This is a genomic window from Streptomyces sp. MMBL 11-1, from assembly GCF_028622875.1.
Lineage (GTDB): Bacteria > Actinomycetota > Actinomycetes > Streptomycetales > Streptomycetaceae > Streptomyces.
The window spans coordinates 5,778,420-5,795,421 of record NZ_CP117709.1 but is presented as its reverse complement, the minus strand read 5'-3'; the positions used below and the strand labels follow the sequence as shown (position 1 = coordinate 5,795,421).

12 protein-coding genes are annotated in these 17,002 nt (G+C 72.1%); 7 read left to right on the top strand and 5 right to left on the bottom strand.

Going from position 1 to position 17,002, the window contains the following annotated elements:
* Positions 1 to 591 precede the first annotated feature (591 nt).
* From PSQ21_RS25975 to glgB, 4 genes are all read left to right on the top strand, one after another.
* Entirely contained in the window at positions 592 to 2,610 is a 2,019-nt protein-coding gene (locus PSQ21_RS25975; protein WP_274033448.1) for an alpha-1,4-glucan--maltose-1-phosphate maltosyltransferase, read from the top strand.
* Positions 2,607 to 4,313 carry a maltose alpha-D-glucosyltransferase gene (gene treS / locus PSQ21_RS25970; RefSeq protein WP_274033446.1) on the top strand — a complete coding sequence of 569 codons (1,707 nt, stop codon included), beginning with the start codon at positions 2,607 to 2,609 and terminating at the stop codon, positions 4,311 to 4,313. The genes PSQ21_RS25975 and treS overlap by 4 nt, the downstream gene beginning before the upstream one ends.
* Positions 4,314 to 4,567: 254 nt before the next feature.
* Positions 4,568 to 5,989, top strand: coding sequence for a maltokinase N-terminal cap-like domain-containing protein (locus tag PSQ21_RS25965; RefSeq protein WP_274033445.1), 1,422 nt, complete (start codon positions 4,568 to 4,570; stop codon positions 5,987 to 5,989).
* Positions 5,990 to 6,116: 127 nt separating this feature from the next.
* On the top strand, positions 6,117 to 8,525 hold the full coding sequence (gene glgB, locus PSQ21_RS25960; protein ID WP_274033443.1) for a 1,4-alpha-glucan branching enzyme: 2,409 nt from the start codon (positions 6,117 to 6,119) through the stop codon (positions 8,523 to 8,525).
* 79 nt (positions 8,526 to 8,604) lie between these two features.
* On the opposite strand, the gene PSQ21_RS25955 is transcribed toward glgB, so the two are convergent.
* The 5 genes from PSQ21_RS25955 to PSQ21_RS25935 all read right to left on the bottom strand — a co-directional run bounded on the left by PSQ21_RS25955 (position 8,605) and on the right by PSQ21_RS25935 (position 13,449).
* Positions 8,605 to 9,534, bottom strand: coding sequence for an NAD(P)-dependent oxidoreductase (locus PSQ21_RS25955; protein ID WP_337961687.1), 930 nt, complete (start codon positions 9,532 to 9,534; stop codon positions 8,605 to 8,607).
* A 132-nt stretch (positions 9,535 to 9,666) separates the two neighbouring features.
* Positions 9,667 to 10,038 (bottom strand): thioredoxin, encoded by a 372-nt coding sequence (gene trxA, locus PSQ21_RS25950; protein WP_274033440.1) that lies wholly within the window; start codon positions 10,036 to 10,038, stop codon positions 9,667 to 9,669.
* Positions 10,035 to 10,445 carry a MerR family transcriptional regulator gene (locus tag PSQ21_RS25945; protein ID WP_274033438.1) on the bottom strand — a complete coding sequence of 137 codons (411 nt, stop codon included), beginning with the start codon at positions 10,443 to 10,445 and terminating at the stop codon, positions 10,035 to 10,037. Before PSQ21_RS25945 ends, trxA begins: the two co-directional genes overlap by 4 nt.
* Before the next feature lie 105 nt (positions 10,446 to 10,550).
* Complete coding sequence (locus tag PSQ21_RS25940; protein WP_274033437.1) at positions 10,551 to 11,867, bottom strand: LAETG motif-containing sortase-dependent surface protein; 1,317 nt, start codon at positions 11,865 to 11,867, stop codon at positions 10,551 to 10,553.
* 208 nt (positions 11,868 to 12,075) lie between these two features.
* On the bottom strand, positions 12,076 to 13,449 hold the full coding sequence (locus tag PSQ21_RS25935) for a cation:dicarboxylate symporter family transporter (protein ID WP_274033436.1): 1,374 nt from the start codon (positions 13,447 to 13,449) through the stop codon (positions 12,076 to 12,078).
* A gap of 159 nt (positions 13,450 to 13,608) precedes the next feature.
* Between PSQ21_RS25935 and PSQ21_RS25930 the strand changes: the two genes are divergently transcribed.
* The 3 genes from PSQ21_RS25930 to PSQ21_RS25920 all read left to right on the top strand — a co-directional run bounded on the left by PSQ21_RS25930 (position 13,609) and on the right by PSQ21_RS25920 (position 16,875).
* Positions 13,609 to 15,318 carry a sensor histidine kinase gene (locus tag PSQ21_RS25930; RefSeq protein ID WP_274033435.1) on the top strand — a complete coding sequence of 570 codons (1,710 nt, stop codon included), beginning with the start codon at positions 13,609 to 13,611 and terminating at the stop codon, positions 15,316 to 15,318.
* Positions 15,315 to 15,989: a response regulator gene (locus tag PSQ21_RS25925; protein ID WP_274033434.1), complete on the top strand. Its 675-nt coding sequence runs from the start codon at positions 15,315 to 15,317 to the stop codon at positions 15,987 to 15,989. The genes PSQ21_RS25930 and PSQ21_RS25925 overlap by 4 nt, the downstream gene beginning before the upstream one ends.
* A gap of 181 nt (positions 15,990 to 16,170) precedes the next feature.
* A complete protein-coding gene (locus PSQ21_RS25920; protein ID WP_274033433.1) occupies positions 16,171 to 16,875 on the top strand; it encodes a helix-turn-helix domain-containing protein in 705 nt (234 codons plus the stop codon).
* Positions 16,876 to 17,002 lie beyond the last annotated feature (127 nt).

The following is a 17,002-nucleotide window of genomic DNA, read 5'->3' as shown; positions in this document are numbered from 1 at the left end:
GTCCGTGGCGGCCCCGCCACGGCGCGCGGACGGCGCGCGAGGCCCGGGCACGGCGTCGCGCACCTTCCCCCAGGGGCACCTCCCGCCCCGCCCGTGATCCCCCGTCACTTCGCTCACCTGGGGGTTTGGCCGATTTCACCCCGTACGCAGCCTTGTGGGCCGCCCTGCCACAGGGAAGGCTGCCGTGTGGCGCCGCAGAGCGGGTATCCGGAACCCGTGGGGCGCTTCGGGCTCCCCCGAGGACTGTCCCGCGATTCCCGGCGGGGCCCGAGCCGGTCGGCTGCGGCCGCGTAGTCGACACAGCGCCGGATTTCCCACCCGCGGACGCGGGGGAGGCTTCCCGGCACGCGGCACGACCCGGCCGGCAGACCTTCTCCGTGCCTCCGGAAACATGCACGAAACCCCCGCGACCCACCCATTCGAGTGCCATTCGAGTGAACGCGGACAGGAGCGGCCATGCCCACAGCCCGTCAGCAGGCAGCCGAGCAGCTACAAAGGACAGATCCCCGTCTTCGCGGCACACGCGGTCGGTCCTCCGCGCCCGTGCCGTCCCCCGTGCACGCCGAGCTCCTCCAGCCCCCAGGTGATTCCATGATCGGTCGTATCCCCGTCCTGGACGTCCGTCCTCTCGTCGACTGCGGCAGACGGGCGGCGAAGGCCGTCATCGGTGAGACCTTCCAGGTCAGTGCCACCGTCTTCCGCGAAGGCCATGACGCGGTGGCCGCCAACGTCGTGCTGCGCGATCCGGGCGGACGGGTCGGGCCGTGGACCCCGATGCGCGAGCTGGCGCAGGGCACGGACCGGTGGGGGGCCGATGTCACTCCGACCTCCGAGGGCCGCTGGACATACACGGTGGAGGCCTGGAGCGATCCGGTCACCACCTGGCGGCACCACGCCGCGATCAAGATCCCGGCGGGCATCGACACGGACCTGGTGCTGGCGGAGGGCGCGGCTCTGCTGGAGCGGGCCGCGGCGGGTGTCCCGAAGAAGCACGGCCGCGAGGCGGTGCTGGCCGCGGTGGACGCGCTGCGCGACACGGCCCACCCGCCGGCCGCCCGGCTGGCCGCCGCCCTGACCCCGGCCGCCGAGACGGTCCTGGCCCGGTACCCGCTGCGCGAACTGGTCACCCGCTCCAAGCCGCTGGCGCTGCGGGTGGAGCGCGAGCGGGCGCTGTTCGGGTCGTGGTACGAGCTGTTCCCCCGCTCGGAGGGCGCGAAGCGGGTGCCGGTGGACCCGGCGGACACCTCGCCGGACGCGGAGACGCGGCTGGTCAGCGGCACCTTCCGGACGGCCGCCGAGCGGCTTCCGGCGGTCGCCGCGATGGGGTTCGACGTGGTGTATCTGCCGCCGGTCCACCCGATCGGGACGACGCACCGCAAGGGCCCGGACAACAGCCTGACGCCCGGGGAGCACGACCCGGGCGTGCCGTGGGCGATCGGTTCGCCGGACGGCGGGCACGACGCGGTCCACCCGGAGCTGGGCACGCTGGAGGACTTCGACCACTTCGTCTCGGTGGCCCGCACTCTGCGGATGGAGATCGCGCTGGACTTCGCGCTCCAGTGCTCGCCGGACCACCCGTGGGTCAAGGAGCACCCGGACTGGTTCCACCACCGCCCCGACGGTTCGATCGCGTACGCCGAGAACCCGCCGAAGAAGTACCAGGACATCTATCCGATCGCCTTCGACAAGGACATGCGCGGTCTCGTGGCGGAGACGGTGCGCGTCCTGCGCTTCTGGATGGACCGCGGGGTGCGGATCTTCCGGGTCGACAACCCGCACACCAAGCCGGTGGTCTTCTGGGAGAAGGTGATCGAGGAGATCAACGGCGCCGACCCCGATGTCATCTTCCTGGCGGAGGCGTTCACCCGCCCGGCGATGATGCACACCCTGGGCGCGGTCGGCTTCCAGCAGTCGTACACGTACTTCACCTGGCGCAACACCAAGCAGGAGCTGACCGACTACGTCACGGAGCTGGCCGGTGACGCCGCTTCCCACATGCGGCCCAACTTCTTCGTGAACACCCCCGACATCCTTCCCGGCTACCTCCAGGAGGGCGGCCGCCCGGCCTTCGAGGCACGGGCGGTCCTGGCCGCGACACTCTCCCCGTCCTGGGGCGTGTACGCGGGATTCGAGCTGTGCGAGAACACCCCGGCCGCGCCGGGGAGCGAGGAGTACCTGCACTCGGAGAAGTACGAACTGCGCCCGAGGGACTGGGAGTCGGCGGAACGCGAAGGCCGCACGCTGACCCCCCTGATCACCTCGCTGAACCGGATCCGCCGGCGTAACCCCGCTCTGCGGCAGCTGCGCGACGTCCACTTCCACCACACCGACAACGAAGCGCTGATCGCCTACAGCAAGCGCTCCGGAACGAACACCGTTCTGGTGGTCGTGAACCTCGACCCGCACCACACCCAGGAGGCCACGGTCTCGTTGGACATGGAGCGGCTCGGCCTGTCATGGCACGAGCGCGTACCGGTGCGCGACGAGCTCACCGGCGATACCTACCACTGGGGCAGGGCCTTCTATGTGCGTCTGGAGCCAGGCGTCACGCCCGCGCACATCGCCGTCCTGCGACCGTCCCCGCCGACCGGAGGGTCACCCACACCATGATCGTCAATGAGCCTGTCCCCGACACGTTCGAGGACACTCCCGCCAAGGACCGCGATCCCGACTGGTTCAAGCGCGCCGTCTTCTACGAGGTGCTCGTCCGGTCCTTCCAGGACTCCAACGGCGACGGAATCGGCGACCTCAAGGGCATCACCGCCAAGCTGGACTATCTCCAGTGGCTCGGTGTCGACTGCCTCTGGCTGCCGCCGTTCTTCAAGTCGCCGCTGCGCGACGGGGGCTACGACGTCTCCGACTACACCGCCGTACTGCCGGAGTTCGGCGACCTCGCCGACTTCGTGGAGTTCGTGGACGCCTCGCACCAGCGGGGCATGCGCGTCATCATCGACTTCGTCATGAACCACACGAGCGATCAGCACGATTGGTTCCAGCAGTCCCGCACCGACCCGGACGGGCCGTACGGCGACTACTACGTCTGGGCGGACGACGACAAGCAGTTCCAGGACGCCCGGATCATCTTCGTCGACACCGAGACGTCCAACTGGACCTTCGACCCGGTGCGCAAGCAGTACTACTGGCACCGCTTCTTCTCGCACCAGCCGGACCTCAACTACGAGAACCCGGCGGTGCAGGAGGAGATCCTGGCGGCCCTGCGCTTCTGGCTGGACCTGGGCATCGACGGCTTCCGGGTCGACGCGGTGCCCTACCTCTACCAGCGCGAGGGCACCAACTGCGAGAACCTCCCCGAGACCCACCACTTCCTCAAGCGGGTCCGCAAGGAGATCGACGCCAACTACCCGGACACCGTGCTCCTCGCCGAGGCCAACCAGTGGCCGGAGGACGTCGTCGACTACTTCGGCGACTACGAGCAGGGCGGCGACGAGTGCCACATGGCGTTCCACTTCCCCGTGATGCCGCGGATCTTCATGGCGGTGCGCCGCGAGAGCCGCTACCCGGTCTCCGAGATCCTGGCCAAGACCCCGGCGATCCCGAAGAACTGCCAGTGGGGCATCTTCCTGCGCAACCACGACGAGCTGACCCTCGAAATGGTCACGGACGAAGAGCGCGACTACATGTACGCGGAGTACGCCAAGGACCCGCGGATGCGCGCCAACATCGGCATCCGCCGGCGGCTGGCCCCGCTGCTGGACAACGACCGCAACCAGATCGAGCTGTTCACCGCCCTGCTGCTGTCGCTGCCCGGCTCCCCGATCCTCTACTACGGGGACGAGATCGGGATGGGCGACAACATCTGGCTGGGCGACCGGGACGCGGTGCGCACCCCGATGCAGTGGACGCCCGACCGCAACGCCGGGTTCTCCTCCAGCGACCCGGGGCGGCTCTACCTCCCCACGATCATGGACCCGGTCTACGGCTACCAGGTCACCAACGTCGAGGCGTCGATGGCCTCGCCGTCCTCGCTGCTGCACTGGACCCGGCGGATGATCGAGATCCGTAAGCAGAATCCGGCCTTCGGTCTCGGCGAGTACACCGAACTGCCCTCGTCCAACCCGGCGGTCCTGGCGTTCACCCGCGAGTACGGGGACGATCTCGTCCTGTGCGTGCACAACTTCTCGCGGTTCGCCCAGCCGACGGAGTTGGACCTGCGATCGTTCAACGGACGCCATCCGGTGGAACTGATCGGCGGGGTACGCTTCCCGGCCATCGGCCAGTGGCCCTACCTGCTGACCCTTGCGGGGCACGGCTTCTACTGGTTCCGGCTGCGCAAGGACGCGCCGCCGGCCTGATGCCGGTCCCGCCCGTGCGGGCCGGTTTCCACCGGCCCGCACGGGGCACCCTGACGCCATGGAAGGGCCTTGGGCCTTTACCTCTCCGGGGCCTTGGGCCTTACCTCTCCGGCGCCTTCGGCCTTCACCGTTCCGCCGTTCGAGTCCGTAAGGGCTCTCCTCTCCCGACACGTCCCGCACAGCCGGACAGCCATTGCCGCAATCCGGGACACTCTTCGCATCCTGTGGTGTGCCCGGGGAAAGGACGCGATGCCATGTCGGAGGCTGCATCCACTCACGTCGCCCTGGCGAAGAGCACGAGGAACAGCGCAACGCCCAGCAGCACGGCGGACGGGACCCTGCTCCCCTCCCTCGCCCCGCTGCTCCACGCCTGGCTGCCCCGGCAACGGTGGTTCGCCGGCAAGGGCCGGCCGGTCACCGGCTTCTCCCTGGTCTCGGCCACCGAGATGCTGCCGCTGGACGGCACGGCGGGACCGGGGCTGCTGCACCTGCTGCTGCGGGTCGAACAGCCCTCGCGGCAGAACCGCCCCGCCGAGGACTGCTACCAACTGCTCCTCGGTGCAGATACGTCACTGCCACCGCTCCTCGCGGGCGCCCTGATCGGCCGGGTGGAACGGGGCCCGCTCGCCGGCCGGACCGTCTACGACGCGCTGTGCGACCCCCGGCTGGCCAGTCTGCTGCTGGAACGCTTCCGCCGCCCCGGGAGCCTCGGCCCGCTGCGCTTCGAGCGGACCGCCGTGATCCCGGCCGGTCTCGCGCCCCGGGTACTGGACGCCGAACAGTCCAACTCCTCGCTCGTCTACGGGGACGCGTTCATCCTCAAGATCTTCCGGCGCGTCTTCCCGGGCACCAACCCGGACCTGGAACTGCCGCTCGCCCTCGGCGGCGAGGGGTGCGACCGGGTGCCGGTCCCGGTCGCCTGGTTCGAGGCGCCCGGCCCCGAGCCGCTCACCCTCGGCGTCCTCCAGCCCTTCCTGCACGGCGCGCGCGACGGCTGGCAGCTCGCGCTGGCGGCGCTCGCCGCGGGCCGCGACTTCCTGCCGGAGGCGCGGGCGCTGGGCCGGGCCACCGCCGAGGTCCACACCGCGCTCGCCGCCGCGCTGCCGACCCCGGCGCTGCGAGGCACCCAGACCCGGCAGCTCGTCTCCCGGATGACCCAGCGTCTTGAGGCCGCCGCCCAAGCGGTCCCGGCGCTCGTCCCGTACGTCCCCGGACTGCGCGCCGCGTTCGAGGCGGTGACGGACCTCGGGGTCCGGGGCAGCGGCTGGGCCCAGCAGCGGGTGCACGGCGACCTCCACCTCGGACAGACGCTGCGGGCCGCCGACGGCTTCTGGTCGCTGATCGACTTCGAGGGCGAACCGGCCCGCCCCCTGCCCGAGCGCCGTATGCCCGCGCCCCCGGTCCGCGACGTCGCGGGCATGCTGCGGTCCTTCGACTACGCGGCCCGCTCGCACCGCCCGTGGAACCCGGAGTGGGCGGCCCGCTGCCGTGCCGCCTACTGCGAGGGCTACGCGCAGACGTCGGGCAGCGACCCGCGCGGCGAACCGGAGCTGCTGCGCGCCCATGAGACCGACAAGGCCGTGTACGAGGTGCTGTACGAGGCCCGGCACCGCCCCGACTGGCTGCCGGTTCCGATGGCGGCCATCCAGCGGCTGGCCCGGTCGGCGGCGGCGTGAACCGACCTCTTCCCGCCCCCGTCACCGCCCTCTCCCCGCTTCCGTCACCGCCCTGCCCTCCCTCCCTCCCCGCTTCTCCCTCTTCCCTCTCGCGTTCTCCCCTTCACCCTTCGAGGAGGCAGTCCCCGTGACCGCCCGCAAGCCATCCCGCAAGGCATCCCGCAAGACCGTCGAAGTCCCCGTCGAGGTCGCGGCCGAGGCCCCCGTCGAAGCCGCGGCCGAAACCGAGGCCGCCGTCGACGTGGCGTCCGCGCCGCCGCCCGCGCCCGCCACCGGCGTCGCGACCGCCAAGCGCGCCCGGCCCCGGCGCGCCGACGCGGGCCCGCCGCGCCCGCGGCAGGCCGGGGACGCCCAGGGCGCCCGCCCCGCACCGGCCCTGGACGGCGCGGACCGGGGCCGGCTGCTCGCCGGCGACCACCACGCTCCGCACGACGTGCTCGGCGCGCACCCGGTCCCCGGCGGGGTGCTGGTACGGGCGCTGCGGCCGTTCGCGCGGTCCGTCACGGTGCTGGCGCCCGGCCTGCGGGCCGAGCTGCACGACGACGGCGACGGCTTCTTCTCCGGGGTGCTGCCGGTGCCGGAGGCCCCCGCGTACCGGCTCGAAGTGGCGTACGACGACACCACCATCGAGGTGGAGGACCCGTACCGCTTCTGGCCCGCGATCGGCGAACTCGATCTGCACCTGATCGGCGAGGGCCGCCACGAGGAACTGTGGCGGGCGCTCGGCGCGCAGCCGATGGTCCACCAGGGGGTGACCGGGACCCGGTTCACCCTGTGGGCGCCGAACGCGCGCGGCGTACGGATCAAGGGTGACTTCAACTTCTGGGACGGCACCGGCTTCCCGATGCGTTCCCTCGGCTCGACCGGGGTGTGGGAGCTGTTCCTGCCCGGGGTCGGCGAGGGCACGCTGTACAAGTACGACATCTGCCGCCCGGACGGTTCGCACACGGTGCGGGCCGACCCGATGGCCCGGCGCACCGAGGTGCCGCCCGCGACCGCCTCGATCGTCACCGCGTCGCACCATGTGTGGCAGGACGCGGACTGGATGGAGCACCGGGGCGACCGGCCGGTCCACGAAGCCCCGTTCTCGGTGTACGAGGTCCATCTCGCGTCCTGGCGACCCGGACTGACGTACCGGCAGCTCGCCGAGCAGCTCCCGGCGTACGTCAAGGACCTGGGCTTCACGCACGTGGAGCTGATGCCGGTCTCCGAGCATCCCTTCGGCGGCTCCTGGGGCTATCAGGTCACCGGGTTCTATGCGCCGACCTCGCGGATGGGGACCCCGGACGACTTCCGCTTCCTGGTGGACGCGCTGCACCGGGCGGGCATCGGCGTGATCATGGACTGGGTTCCGGCGCACTTCCCGCGCGACGACTGGGCGCTGGCCGAGTTCGACGGACGCCCGCTGTACGAGCACGCCGACCCGAGGCGCGCGGCGCATCCGGACTGGGGGACGCTGGAGTTCGACTACGGCCGTACCGAGGTCCGCAACTTCCTGGTCGCCAACGCCACGTACTGGTGCGAGGAGTTCCACATCGACGGGCTCCGGGTCGACGCGGTGGCCTCGATGCTCTACCTCGACTACTCCCGCGAGGACGGCCAGTGGTCGCCCAACGAGTTCGGCGGCCGGGAGAACCTGGACGCGGTCGCCTTCCTCCAGGAGATGAACGCGACGGTCTACCGCCGCAACCCCGGTGTCGTCACCATCGCCGAGGAGTCCACCGCCTGGGACGGCGTCACCCGGCCCACCGACGGCGGGGGCCTGGGCTTCGGGCTGAAGTGGAACATGGGCTGGATGCACGACTCGCTCCAGTACATGGCCAAGGAGCCGGTCCACCGCAAGTACCACCACAACGAGATGACGTTCTCGATGGTGTACGCGTACAGCGAGAACTACGTGCTGCCGATCTCGCACGACGAGGTGGTGCACGGCAAGCAGGCGCTGGTGGCGAAGATGCCCGGCGACTGGTGGCAGCAGCGCGCCAACCACCGCGCCTATCTGGGCTTCATGTGGGCCCACCCCGGCAAGCAACTGCTGTTCATGGGCCAGGAGTTCGCCCAGGGTGCCGAGTGGTCCGAGGGTCACGGCCCGGACTGGTGGCTGCTGGACCCCTCGTACGGGGCGTCCGGCGACCACCGCGGGGTGCGGACCCTGGTCGGCGACCTGAACGCGGTGTACGGGGCGGTGCCCGCGCTGTGGCAGCGCGACACGGTGCCGGAGGGGTTCAGCTGGGTGGACGGCGGCGCGGCCGAGGACAACGTGTTCGCGTTCCTGCGGTACGACGCGGACGGCTCTCCGCTGCTCGCGGTCTCCCACTTCTCCCCGGCGGTCCGGCACGACTACCGCCTCGGGGTGCCGGAGACCGGCGCGGAGGGCTGGGTGGAGGTCCTGAACACCGACGCGGGCCGTTACGGCGGCGGCGACGTGCGCAACGAGGAGCCGCTGAAGGCGGAGGCGGTGCCCGCGCACGGCCGCCCGCGCAGCGTCTCGCTGACGCTGCCGCCGCTGGCGACGATGTGGTTCCGCCCGGCGTAGTCCGCCCGGCGTGCAGGACCGGGGCCCGTACCGCATCGGTGGTGGACGCGGTACGGGCCCCTCCCCCGTGTGCGGCGGGTCAGCGGCCGGCGGCCATCACCTCGACGATGCTCGACCAGGATTCGGGGCCGTGGCCCTGGGCGATGGCCCGGTCGGTGAGCCCCTTGAGGGCGGCCAGCTGCGAGACGTCCAGGCCGCGGTCCTCCGCGGTGTGCAGGATGTGGTCGACACTGGCCGCCATCATGGCGAGGTTCGCGCCCTCGCCCGCGTACGTACGCGTGTCGATGTCGGTCGCCGTGTACGCGGCGATCGGCGGCAGGATGCCCGCGATCGTGTTGAGGTACGGGGCGAGCGACGCGCCGTCGATGCCCTCCGCACGGGCCAGCGCGAAGGCGTGGACGAGACCGCCCATGGCCCCGTAGAAGAAGTCCAGCATCGCCATGTCGTAGGCGGCGGCGAGCCCGTGGTCCTCGCCGAGGAAGGTGGCGGGCTCGCCGAGCGCCTTGAGGGTCGCCTCGTGCGCCTCGAACGCGGCCCGGTCGCCGGAGTGGAACACCAGCGCCGCCGCCGAGCCGACCACGTCGACCGGCACCATGATCGCCCCGTCGAGGTAGGCCAGGGAGTGCTTCTCGGCCCACGCGGCGGTCTGCCGCGAACGGGCCGGGGTGTCCGAGGTGAGGTTGACCAGGACGCGCCCCTCCAGCGCCCCGGCCAGCGGTTCCAGGACCGCGTCGGAGGCGTCGTAGTCGACGAGACAGACCACGACGAGCCCACTCGCCCGAACGGCCTCCTCGGCGGACGCGGCCCTCACCGCCCCCAGGGAGACGACGTCCTCGCCCTTCCCGGGGGAACGGTTCCAGACGGTGGTGGGGTGGCCGGCGGCCACGAAGGCGCGGGCCAGGGAGCGGCCCATGTCGCCGAGGCCGAGGACGGTGACGGCGGTGGGGCCGGGCGTGGGGGCGGAGGTCGGGCTGGTGGTCGTGCCGGTGGTCGTGTTCGCTCGCGTCATGGGGATCATGCTGGGCGGGCGAACAGCGTCTGACCAGAACCCACTTGACTGTCAGATACGCACTTCCGGGAAAGCGTCCAGGTCAGTGCGGTTCAGCCCGGTGCGGTTCGGTGCGGTGCGGTCAGGGACGGTTCAGGTCGGCGGGGCGATCGGGGCGAGGACGTCCTCCACCTCCTGGAGAAGCCTCCGCTTCGGCCGGGCGCCGACGATCGACTTCACGGGCTCGCCCGCCCTGAAGACCATCAGAGTGGGTGTCGCCAGCACGCCGTACCGGATGGTGATCCCGGGTTCGCGGTCGACGTCGAGCTGGACGATCCTGATCCGGCCGGCCTCCTCGCGGGCGATCTCTCGCAGCACGGGCGCGAGTTGGCGGCAGGGTCCGCACCAGTCGGCGGTGAACTGGACCAGGACGGGCAGCGCCGACTCCAGCACCTCCGCCTCGAAGGTCTCCTCGGTGACGTCGGTGACGTCGGTGACATCGGTGACGTCTTCGGTCCGGATCATGGGTGTCCTCCCAGTTCGCAGCGGGGCTCCGGTCCACCGGGCAGGGCGGCCGACGCCTCCAGTTCGGCTCGGGCGAGCTGTGTGCCGACCTCGGCGCGCACCGACGTGAGCTGGCCGATCAGGGCGTCCAGCTCGTCGAGCTTGCGCCGGTAGCCGGCGAGCGAGGCGGGACAGGAGTCCCCGGCCGGGTGACCGGCGCGCAGGCAGTCGACGAAGGGCCTGGTCTCCTCCAGGTCGAACCCGAAGTCCTGCAGGGTCCGGATCTGGAGGAGGAGACGCAGGTCGCCCTCGTCGTAGTTGCGGTAGCCGTTCTCCGCGCGCCGCGCGGGCAGCAGTCCGCGCGACTCGTAGTAGCGGAGTGTCCGCGTCGTCGTCCCGGCCCGTCTCGCCAGCTCCCCGATTCGCATGGGACGAACGTATTCCTTGACGCCGAGGTCAACGCAAGGGCGTCGGCGTCGGCGTCGGGCCGGGAGGGGAGGGCTCGGAGGGGAAGGGCTGGGAGGGGAAGGCCGTCAGTTGGCGTGGGCCGCCGACCGCCGGCGCACGGCCCAGACGATGCCGCCGCCCGCCGCGACCGCCGCGGCCGCCATGCCGGCGAGCGGCACGGTGGAGTCCGAGCCGGTTGCGGCGAGGTTGCCGCCGCCGGCCGTCTGCGGGGTCGCGCCACCGGTCGCCGAACCGCCCGCGTCGGCGGAGCCGCCGGTGGTGCCGGTCCCTCCGGTACCTCCGGTACCGCTCGTGGAGCCGGCGGAACCGGAGCCTCCGGTGGACGAGGAGCCGCCCGTACCCCCCGTACCGCCGGTACCGCCCGTGGAACCGGAGGAGCCGGAGGTGCCCGGGGCCTTGCCGGTGTCGATCACGATCTGTGCGGTGTCATTGGCCGCGTTCCGGTCGAAGGGGCGCTCCTGCCCGCTGAAGGAGACCTCGCCGGTGGTGCGGCCGACCGCCTTGTCGATGCGCAGGACAAACGGGTAGCTCTCGCCGCCGCCCGCGTCCACCCAGGACTGCGAGGTCCCGCAGCGGTAGTGCGTCTTGGTGACCGCGTCGCAGTATCCGTGCGCCTTGACGACGGACGTGCCCTTCGGGATCCGGATGTCGACGGTGGCCACGCTCCGGCCCATCTCCCCCTGCACCCGGGCGGGGCCCTTGTTGGCGAACTCCACCGTCGCGGTGACCTCGTCGCCGGCCTCGCCCTCCAGCTCCGCTCCGGTCAGGCCGAAGTCGGCGGTGTTCGCCGCGGTGACGTCGGCCGAAGCGGCCGGTTCGGGGTGGTTCTCCCGGTCCGCGTCGGTGGCCGGGCCCTTCTCGACCAGCGTGAGCGGGTCACCGGTGCCCTGTACGGGGTCGGTGGAGCCGCTGTCGCCCTCGTCCGGGTCCGGCTCGACGACGCCGATCCTCACCCGCAGGTCGTCGTTGAGCGCGGAGTCGAGCGCCTTGAGGGAGAGCGGCTTCTCCGTCCCGTAGACGACGCCCGGCTTCAGCGGCTGGTCGATCCTGCAGGCGGCGACGTGGGAGTCGGGCATCTCGTCGTGGGAGGGGATCGTGTAGTAGCTGCAGTTCTTGTACATCTCGTCCGCCCGGAGACCGGGCGACACGACGTACGTCACGTAGGAGACGGGCACCTCCGCCGTCCCCTTGTTGAGGAAGGTCAGGGGGGTGGAGAACGCGCTTCCGGCCTGAACCCCCTTGATCGGTGCGATCGTTCCGACGCCGAGGTCCGGCTCCGGCTCCGCGGCCGCCGGCGAGGCGCCCAGCGCCACCAGCGCGGTGGCGGCCATGGCGGCGGTCCCGCCACGCAGGGTACGGCGGCGGGCAGGGGTGATGCGCATGGAAGTCCTTCGGTCGTGGGGCTCGCTGGCGGACTGCGGTCCTTCACCTCTCAAGACCCGTGCGGGGCAAGGAGGGTTGCACCGTTCGGCCGGACCGTGACGCGAGCGGGAAGCGAGGACACCCGCACCGGGGCGGTACGGGTGTCCTCGTGTGGGGGCGCCGCGGTGGCTGTGAGGGTGGTGAGGGCGCGGTGCCGGGGCAGTCGGGTCAGACCTTCGCGGGCTGCTCCGCGGCGTCCCGCTGCCCGGGGACCTCGCCGGAGTCGCCGGAGCCGCCTGCCGGGGCATGGTCGTCGACGAGGGTCTTCTCGTCGAACGGGACCCGGCCGGCCAGCACCTCGCCCACCCGGTCCTTGTCGATCTCCTTGGTCCAGTGGCCGACCAGCACCGTGGCGACCGCGTTGCCCGCGAAGTTCGTCAGCGCGCGGGCCTCGCTCATGAAGCGGTCGATGCCGACGATCAGGCCGACGCCGTCGACGAGTTCGGGGCGGTGGGACTGGAGCCCGCCGGCCAGGGTCGCCAGACCCGCGCCGGTCACGCCCGCCGCGCCCTTCGAGGCGATGATCATGAAGATCAGAAGCGAGATCTGCTCGCTCGCGGTCAGCGGGTCCCCCATCGCGTTGGCGATGAACAACGAGGACATCGTGAGGTAGATCGCGGTGCCGTCGAGGTTGAAGGAGTAGCCGGTCGGCACGGTGATGCCGACCACGGGCTTGCTGACGCCCAGGTGCTCCATCTTCGCGATCAGCCGCGGCAGGGCCGACTCGGAGGAGGAGGTGGACAGGATGAGCAGGAACTCACGGCCCAGGTACTTCAGCAGCGAGAACAGGTTGACCCCCGCGACCAGGCGCAGGATCACGCCGAGCACCACGAAGACGAACAGCGCGCAGGTGACGTAGAACCCGATCATGATGATCGCCAGGGACTTCAGGGCGTCGAGGCCGGTCTCGCCGACCACCGCGGCGATCGCGCCGAACGCGCCGACCGGGGCGGCCCACATGATCATGGCGAGGATGCGGAAGACGAGGCGCTGGATGTGGGTGATGCCCCGGATGATCGGCTCGCCCGTCGAGCCCATCGCCTGGAGTGCGAAGCCCGCGAGCAGCGCGACGAGCAGGGTCTGGAGGACCTCGCCCGCGGTGAAGGCGGAGACGATGGTGGTCGGGATGATGCCGAGCAGGAAGTCCACGGTGGACTCGCTCGCGCCCGATGCCTGCGCCTCGCCCGCGGCCCGCGCCTGCTCGGTGATGTGGAGGGTGGAGCCGGGCTCCAGGACGTTGCCGACGAGCAGGCCGATGGCGAGGGCCACGGTCGACATGACCAGGAAGTAGCCCAGCGCCAGGCCGCCGACCGCGCCGACCTTGGCGGCCTTGCGCACCGAGCCGACGCCCAGGACGATCGTGCAGAAGATGATCGGCGAGATCATCATCTTGATCAGGTTCACGAAGCCGGCGCCGATGGGCTTCAGCTCGACGGCCACCCCGGGGGCGGCGAAGCCCACCAGGATGCCGAGCGCCACGGCGGCGATCACGGCGATGTACAGGTAGTGGGTTCGGTCCCGTTGTTTGGCTGCCACAGCCATGGTGGGGCTCCTGGGCTCGGTGGGCTCGCGCCCCCGTCCCTGGGGGCTTCGGTGACTATCCACCTCCCTGTGACCCCGGTCACCCTTGCGTTCATATCGTTCACGGTCGCTTCCGGCCGCCCCGGGAAGGCCCGGCGGCCGCGAGGCAGACTGTGGGGTATGCGCCTCCCCCGTACCCGCCCCCGGTCCCTGGCGGGCCAGCTGTTCGCCATGCAGGTCGTGCTCATCGCCGCGGTGGTGGCGGGGTGCGCCGTCTTCGCGTACGTCTCGGGCAGCGCGCAGGCCGAGGAGACGGCCGCCCGGCAGGTGCGGGTGGCCGCGCTGGCGGTGGCCGACTCCCCTTCCGTACGGGAGGCCATCCGTACCCCGGACCCGTCCGCCGCACTCCAGCCGTACGCGGAGCGGGTGCGCGAGGACACCGGGATCACCTTCATCACGATCATGGACCCCGGGCGGGTGCGCTGGACGCATCCGGACACGGAGCAGATCGGGGACGTCTTCCTCGGGAACACCGCGAAGGCCCTGCGCGGGCAGACCTTCACCGAGACGTACACCGGCACGCTGGGCCCCTCGATACGGGTGGTGACCCCGATCCGCGACGACGGGCGGATCGTCGGCCTGGTCAGCGCGGGCATCACCGTGGACCGGGTCTCCTCGCAGGTACGGGAACAGCTCGGCGCGCTCGCGCTGGCGGCCGGCGGGGCGCTGGCGCTCGGCGGGATCGGCACGTACGTGATCAACGCCCGGCTGCGGCGGCACACCCACGGGATGAACGCGGCCGAGCTGAGCCGGCTGCACGACTACCACCAGGCCACCCTGCACGCGGTGCGCGAGGGGCTGCTGATGCTGGACGGGCAGCGGCGGATCGCGCTGATCAACGACGCCGGGCGGGAGCTGCTGGGCCTGGGTCCGGACGCGGAGGCGGTCGGCCGTACGGTCGACGAGCTGGCCCTGCCCGCGCCGCTGACCGGGGCTCTGCTGGCGTCGGAGGCGCGGGTGGACGAGCTGCACCTGACGGCGGAGCGGGTCGTGGTGGTGAACACCCGTCCGGTGGTGGGCGGTGAGCGGCGCGGCACGGTGGTGACCCTGCGGGACCACACCGAGTTGCAGGCGCTGACCGGTGAGCTGGACTCCGAGCGCGGTTTCACGCAGGCGCTGCGCTCCCAGGCCCACGAGGCGGCGAACCGGCTGCACACCGTGGTGTCGCTGATCGAGCTGGACCGGGTGGAGGAGGCGGTGGACTTCGCGACGGCGGAGCTGGAGCTGGCCCAGGCGCTGACCGACCGGGTGGTGGGGGCGGTGGAGGAGCCGGTGCTGGCGGCGCTGCTGCTGGGGAAGGCGGCCCAGGGGCACGAGCGCGGCGTGGAGCTGGTGCTCGCGGAGGACAGCCTGATCGACGACGGGGCGCTGCCGCCCTCGCTGGCCCAGCGTGATCTGGTGACGATCCTGGGGAATCTGATCGACAACGCGGTGGAAGCGGCTTCGGACGGCGCCGACGACGGCTCCGGGGCGGTGCCCGCGCCCCGGGGGCCCGGGGGCCCGGCGGGGCGGGCCCGGGTCACCGTGACCGCGCTCGCGGACGAGCGGGAGCTGCTGCTGCGGGTCGCGGACAACGGGGCGGGCATCGGCCCGGAGGAGGCGGACGAGGTGTTCCGGCGCGGCTGGTCCACGCACGGGGCGGGCCGCGGGCTCGGGCTGGCGCTGGTGCGGCAGGCGGCGTACCGCAACGGGGGCACGGTGGAGCTGGACACGGGCCCGGACGGCGGCGCGCGGTTCACCGTGCGGTTGCCGCTGCCGGCCCGTACGGCGGGTTCGCGACCCGCACCCGGGTCCGAGCCCGGGTCCGCGCACGAGGAGGTCTCCGCATGATCCGGGTCCTGGTGGTGGAGGACGATCCGGTGGCCGCCGACGCCCACCAGATGTACGTGGAGCGGGTGGAGGGCTTCACGGTGACGGCGGTGGCGCACACCCGGGCGGCGGCGGTGCGGGCGCTGGAGCGGACGCCGGTGGATCTGCTGCTGCTCGACCTCTATCTGCCCGACGGGCACGGGCTCGGGCTGCTGCGCTCGCTGCGGGCCTCCGGCCACGGGGCGGACGTGATCGCGGTGACCTCGGCGCGGGATCTCGCGGTGGTCCGGGAGGGGGTGTCGCTCGGCGTCGTGCAGTACGTGCTGAAGCCGTTCACGTACCCCACGCTGCGGGACCGGCTGGTGCGGTACGCGGAGTTCCGGGGCGTCGCCGGGGAGGCGAGCGGGCAGGAGGAGGTGGACCGGGCGCTGGGCGCGCTGCGGGTCGCGCATCCGGCCGCGCTCCCCAAGGGGCTCAGCGGCCCGACGCTGGAGTCCGTGACCCGGGTGCTGAAGGAGTCGCCGGAAGGGGTGACGGCGGCCGCGGCCGGAGAGCGGCTGGGCATGTCGCGGATCACGGCCCGGCGGTATCTGGAGCACCTCGTGACCGTCGGCAGCGCCACGAGGCGTCCGCATTATGGGCAGGTCGGCCGACCGGAGCTGCACTACCGCTGGCTGGCCTCGGGGCGCTGACCGGTCAACGCGGAAGAGGCCGACAAGCGCTTGCCGGTCGGTTTCACGCCCGGGGCGGGCCCCTTCGGAGCGGCAAAAGAAAGCGCTGGTGGGATGGTGTTCGCGTACCGCCCGCCCGGTTCGTGGCTGGAGGTTCCTACGAAGCGTGATCTGTGGGGAACGTACCGTAGCCAGGGCGGAAATGGACTTCTACGGTGGGCCCGTGCACCCCTCCCCGCCATTCAACGCCCCCGCCGCGCGCCGTCTCCGCGAGGCTCTGGGGATGGCTCCCGGCCATGTCGCCTACGGGCTCGCCGCCCAGTACGGACTCCGGATCAGCGCAGAGACCGTCATCGCCTGGGAGCGCGGCCTCGCGACGCCCGGGGAGCGTGAGCTGACCGCCCTCGCCGGCGTCCTCTGGTGCGCCCCCGGGGAGCTGCTGGCGGCCGCCGCCACGCTGCGCGAGCACCGGATGACGCGGGAACTGACCGTGGACGACCTGGCCCGCCTGCTGGGGATGAGCGGCGCCTCGTACCTGCGGATGGAGGAGTCGGGGCGCTGGCGGGGCAACGAGAAGCAGTCGGCGGCCCTGTGCCGGGCGCTGGGGCTGACGGCCGCGCAGTTCCTGACGGCGACGGGCCGTGACGCGGAGCTGGCGGAGCTGCTGAGCAGCGCGGTCACCACACGCTGGCAGGCGTACGTCCGCCCGGTGGCCAAGATCGTCCCGCTGGACCGGGCGCGGGTCCAGGACGTGCTGGAACAGCTGCACGCCGACTACCAGGCCCTGATGGTCTCCACGCTGAGCTGGAGCAGCACCGGTCAGGAACGCGCCGGGTCGACGGGCGACGCGGGCCGGGCGTTCCTGGCCCGGGTGGTGGAGCAGTTCTGGCGGACCGCCGGGGCGTGACCCCGCACGGGCCGCCCGTGCGGCCCGTGCGGTTCCCCAGGTCCGTGCGGCCCGTGCGGTTCCCCGGGCCCGTGCCCGTGCGGGTTCCCAGGCCCGTGCGGTTCCCCAGGTCCGTGCGGCCCTGCCG

Excerpts from the sequence above, each read along its gene's own strand:
- PSQ21_RS25945 (WP_274033438.1), bottom strand. The coding sequence starts at position 10,445 with ATGCGAATCGGGGAGCTGGCGAGACGGGCCGGGACGACGACGCGGACA.
- PSQ21_RS25925 (WP_274033434.1), top strand. The coding sequence starts at position 15,315 with ATGATCCGGGTCCTGGTGGTGGAGGACGATCCGGTGGCCGCCGACGCC.
- treS (WP_274033446.1), top strand. The coding sequence starts at position 2,607 with ATGATCGTCAATGAGCCTGTCCCCGACACGTTCGAGGACACTCCCGCC.
- PSQ21_RS25940 (WP_274033437.1), bottom strand. The coding sequence starts at position 11,867 with ATGCGCATCACCCCTGCCCGCCGCCGTACCCTGCGTGGCGGGACCGCC.
- PSQ21_RS25935 (WP_274033436.1), bottom strand. The coding sequence starts at position 13,449 with ATGGCTGTGGCAGCCAAACAACGGGACCGAACCCACTACCTGTACATC.
- PSQ21_RS25955 (WP_337961687.1), bottom strand. The coding sequence starts at position 9,534 with ATGACGCGAGCGAACACGACCACCGGCACGACCACCAGCCCGACCTCC.
- PSQ21_RS25930 (WP_274033435.1), top strand. The coding sequence starts at position 13,609 with ATGCGCCTCCCCCGTACCCGCCCCCGGTCCCTGGCGGGCCAGCTGTTC.
- PSQ21_RS25920 (WP_274033433.1), top strand. The coding sequence starts at position 16,171 with ATGGACTTCTACGGTGGGCCCGTGCACCCCTCCCCGCCATTCAACGCC.
- PSQ21_RS25965 (WP_274033445.1), top strand. The coding sequence starts at position 4,568 with ATGTCGGAGGCTGCATCCACTCACGTCGCCCTGGCGAAGAGCACGAGG.
- trxA (WP_274033440.1), bottom strand. The coding sequence starts at position 10,038 with ATGATCCGGACCGAAGACGTCACCGATGTCACCGACGTCACCGACGTC.
- PSQ21_RS25975 (WP_274033448.1), top strand. The coding sequence starts at position 592 with ATGATCGGTCGTATCCCCGTCCTGGACGTCCGTCCTCTCGTCGACTGC.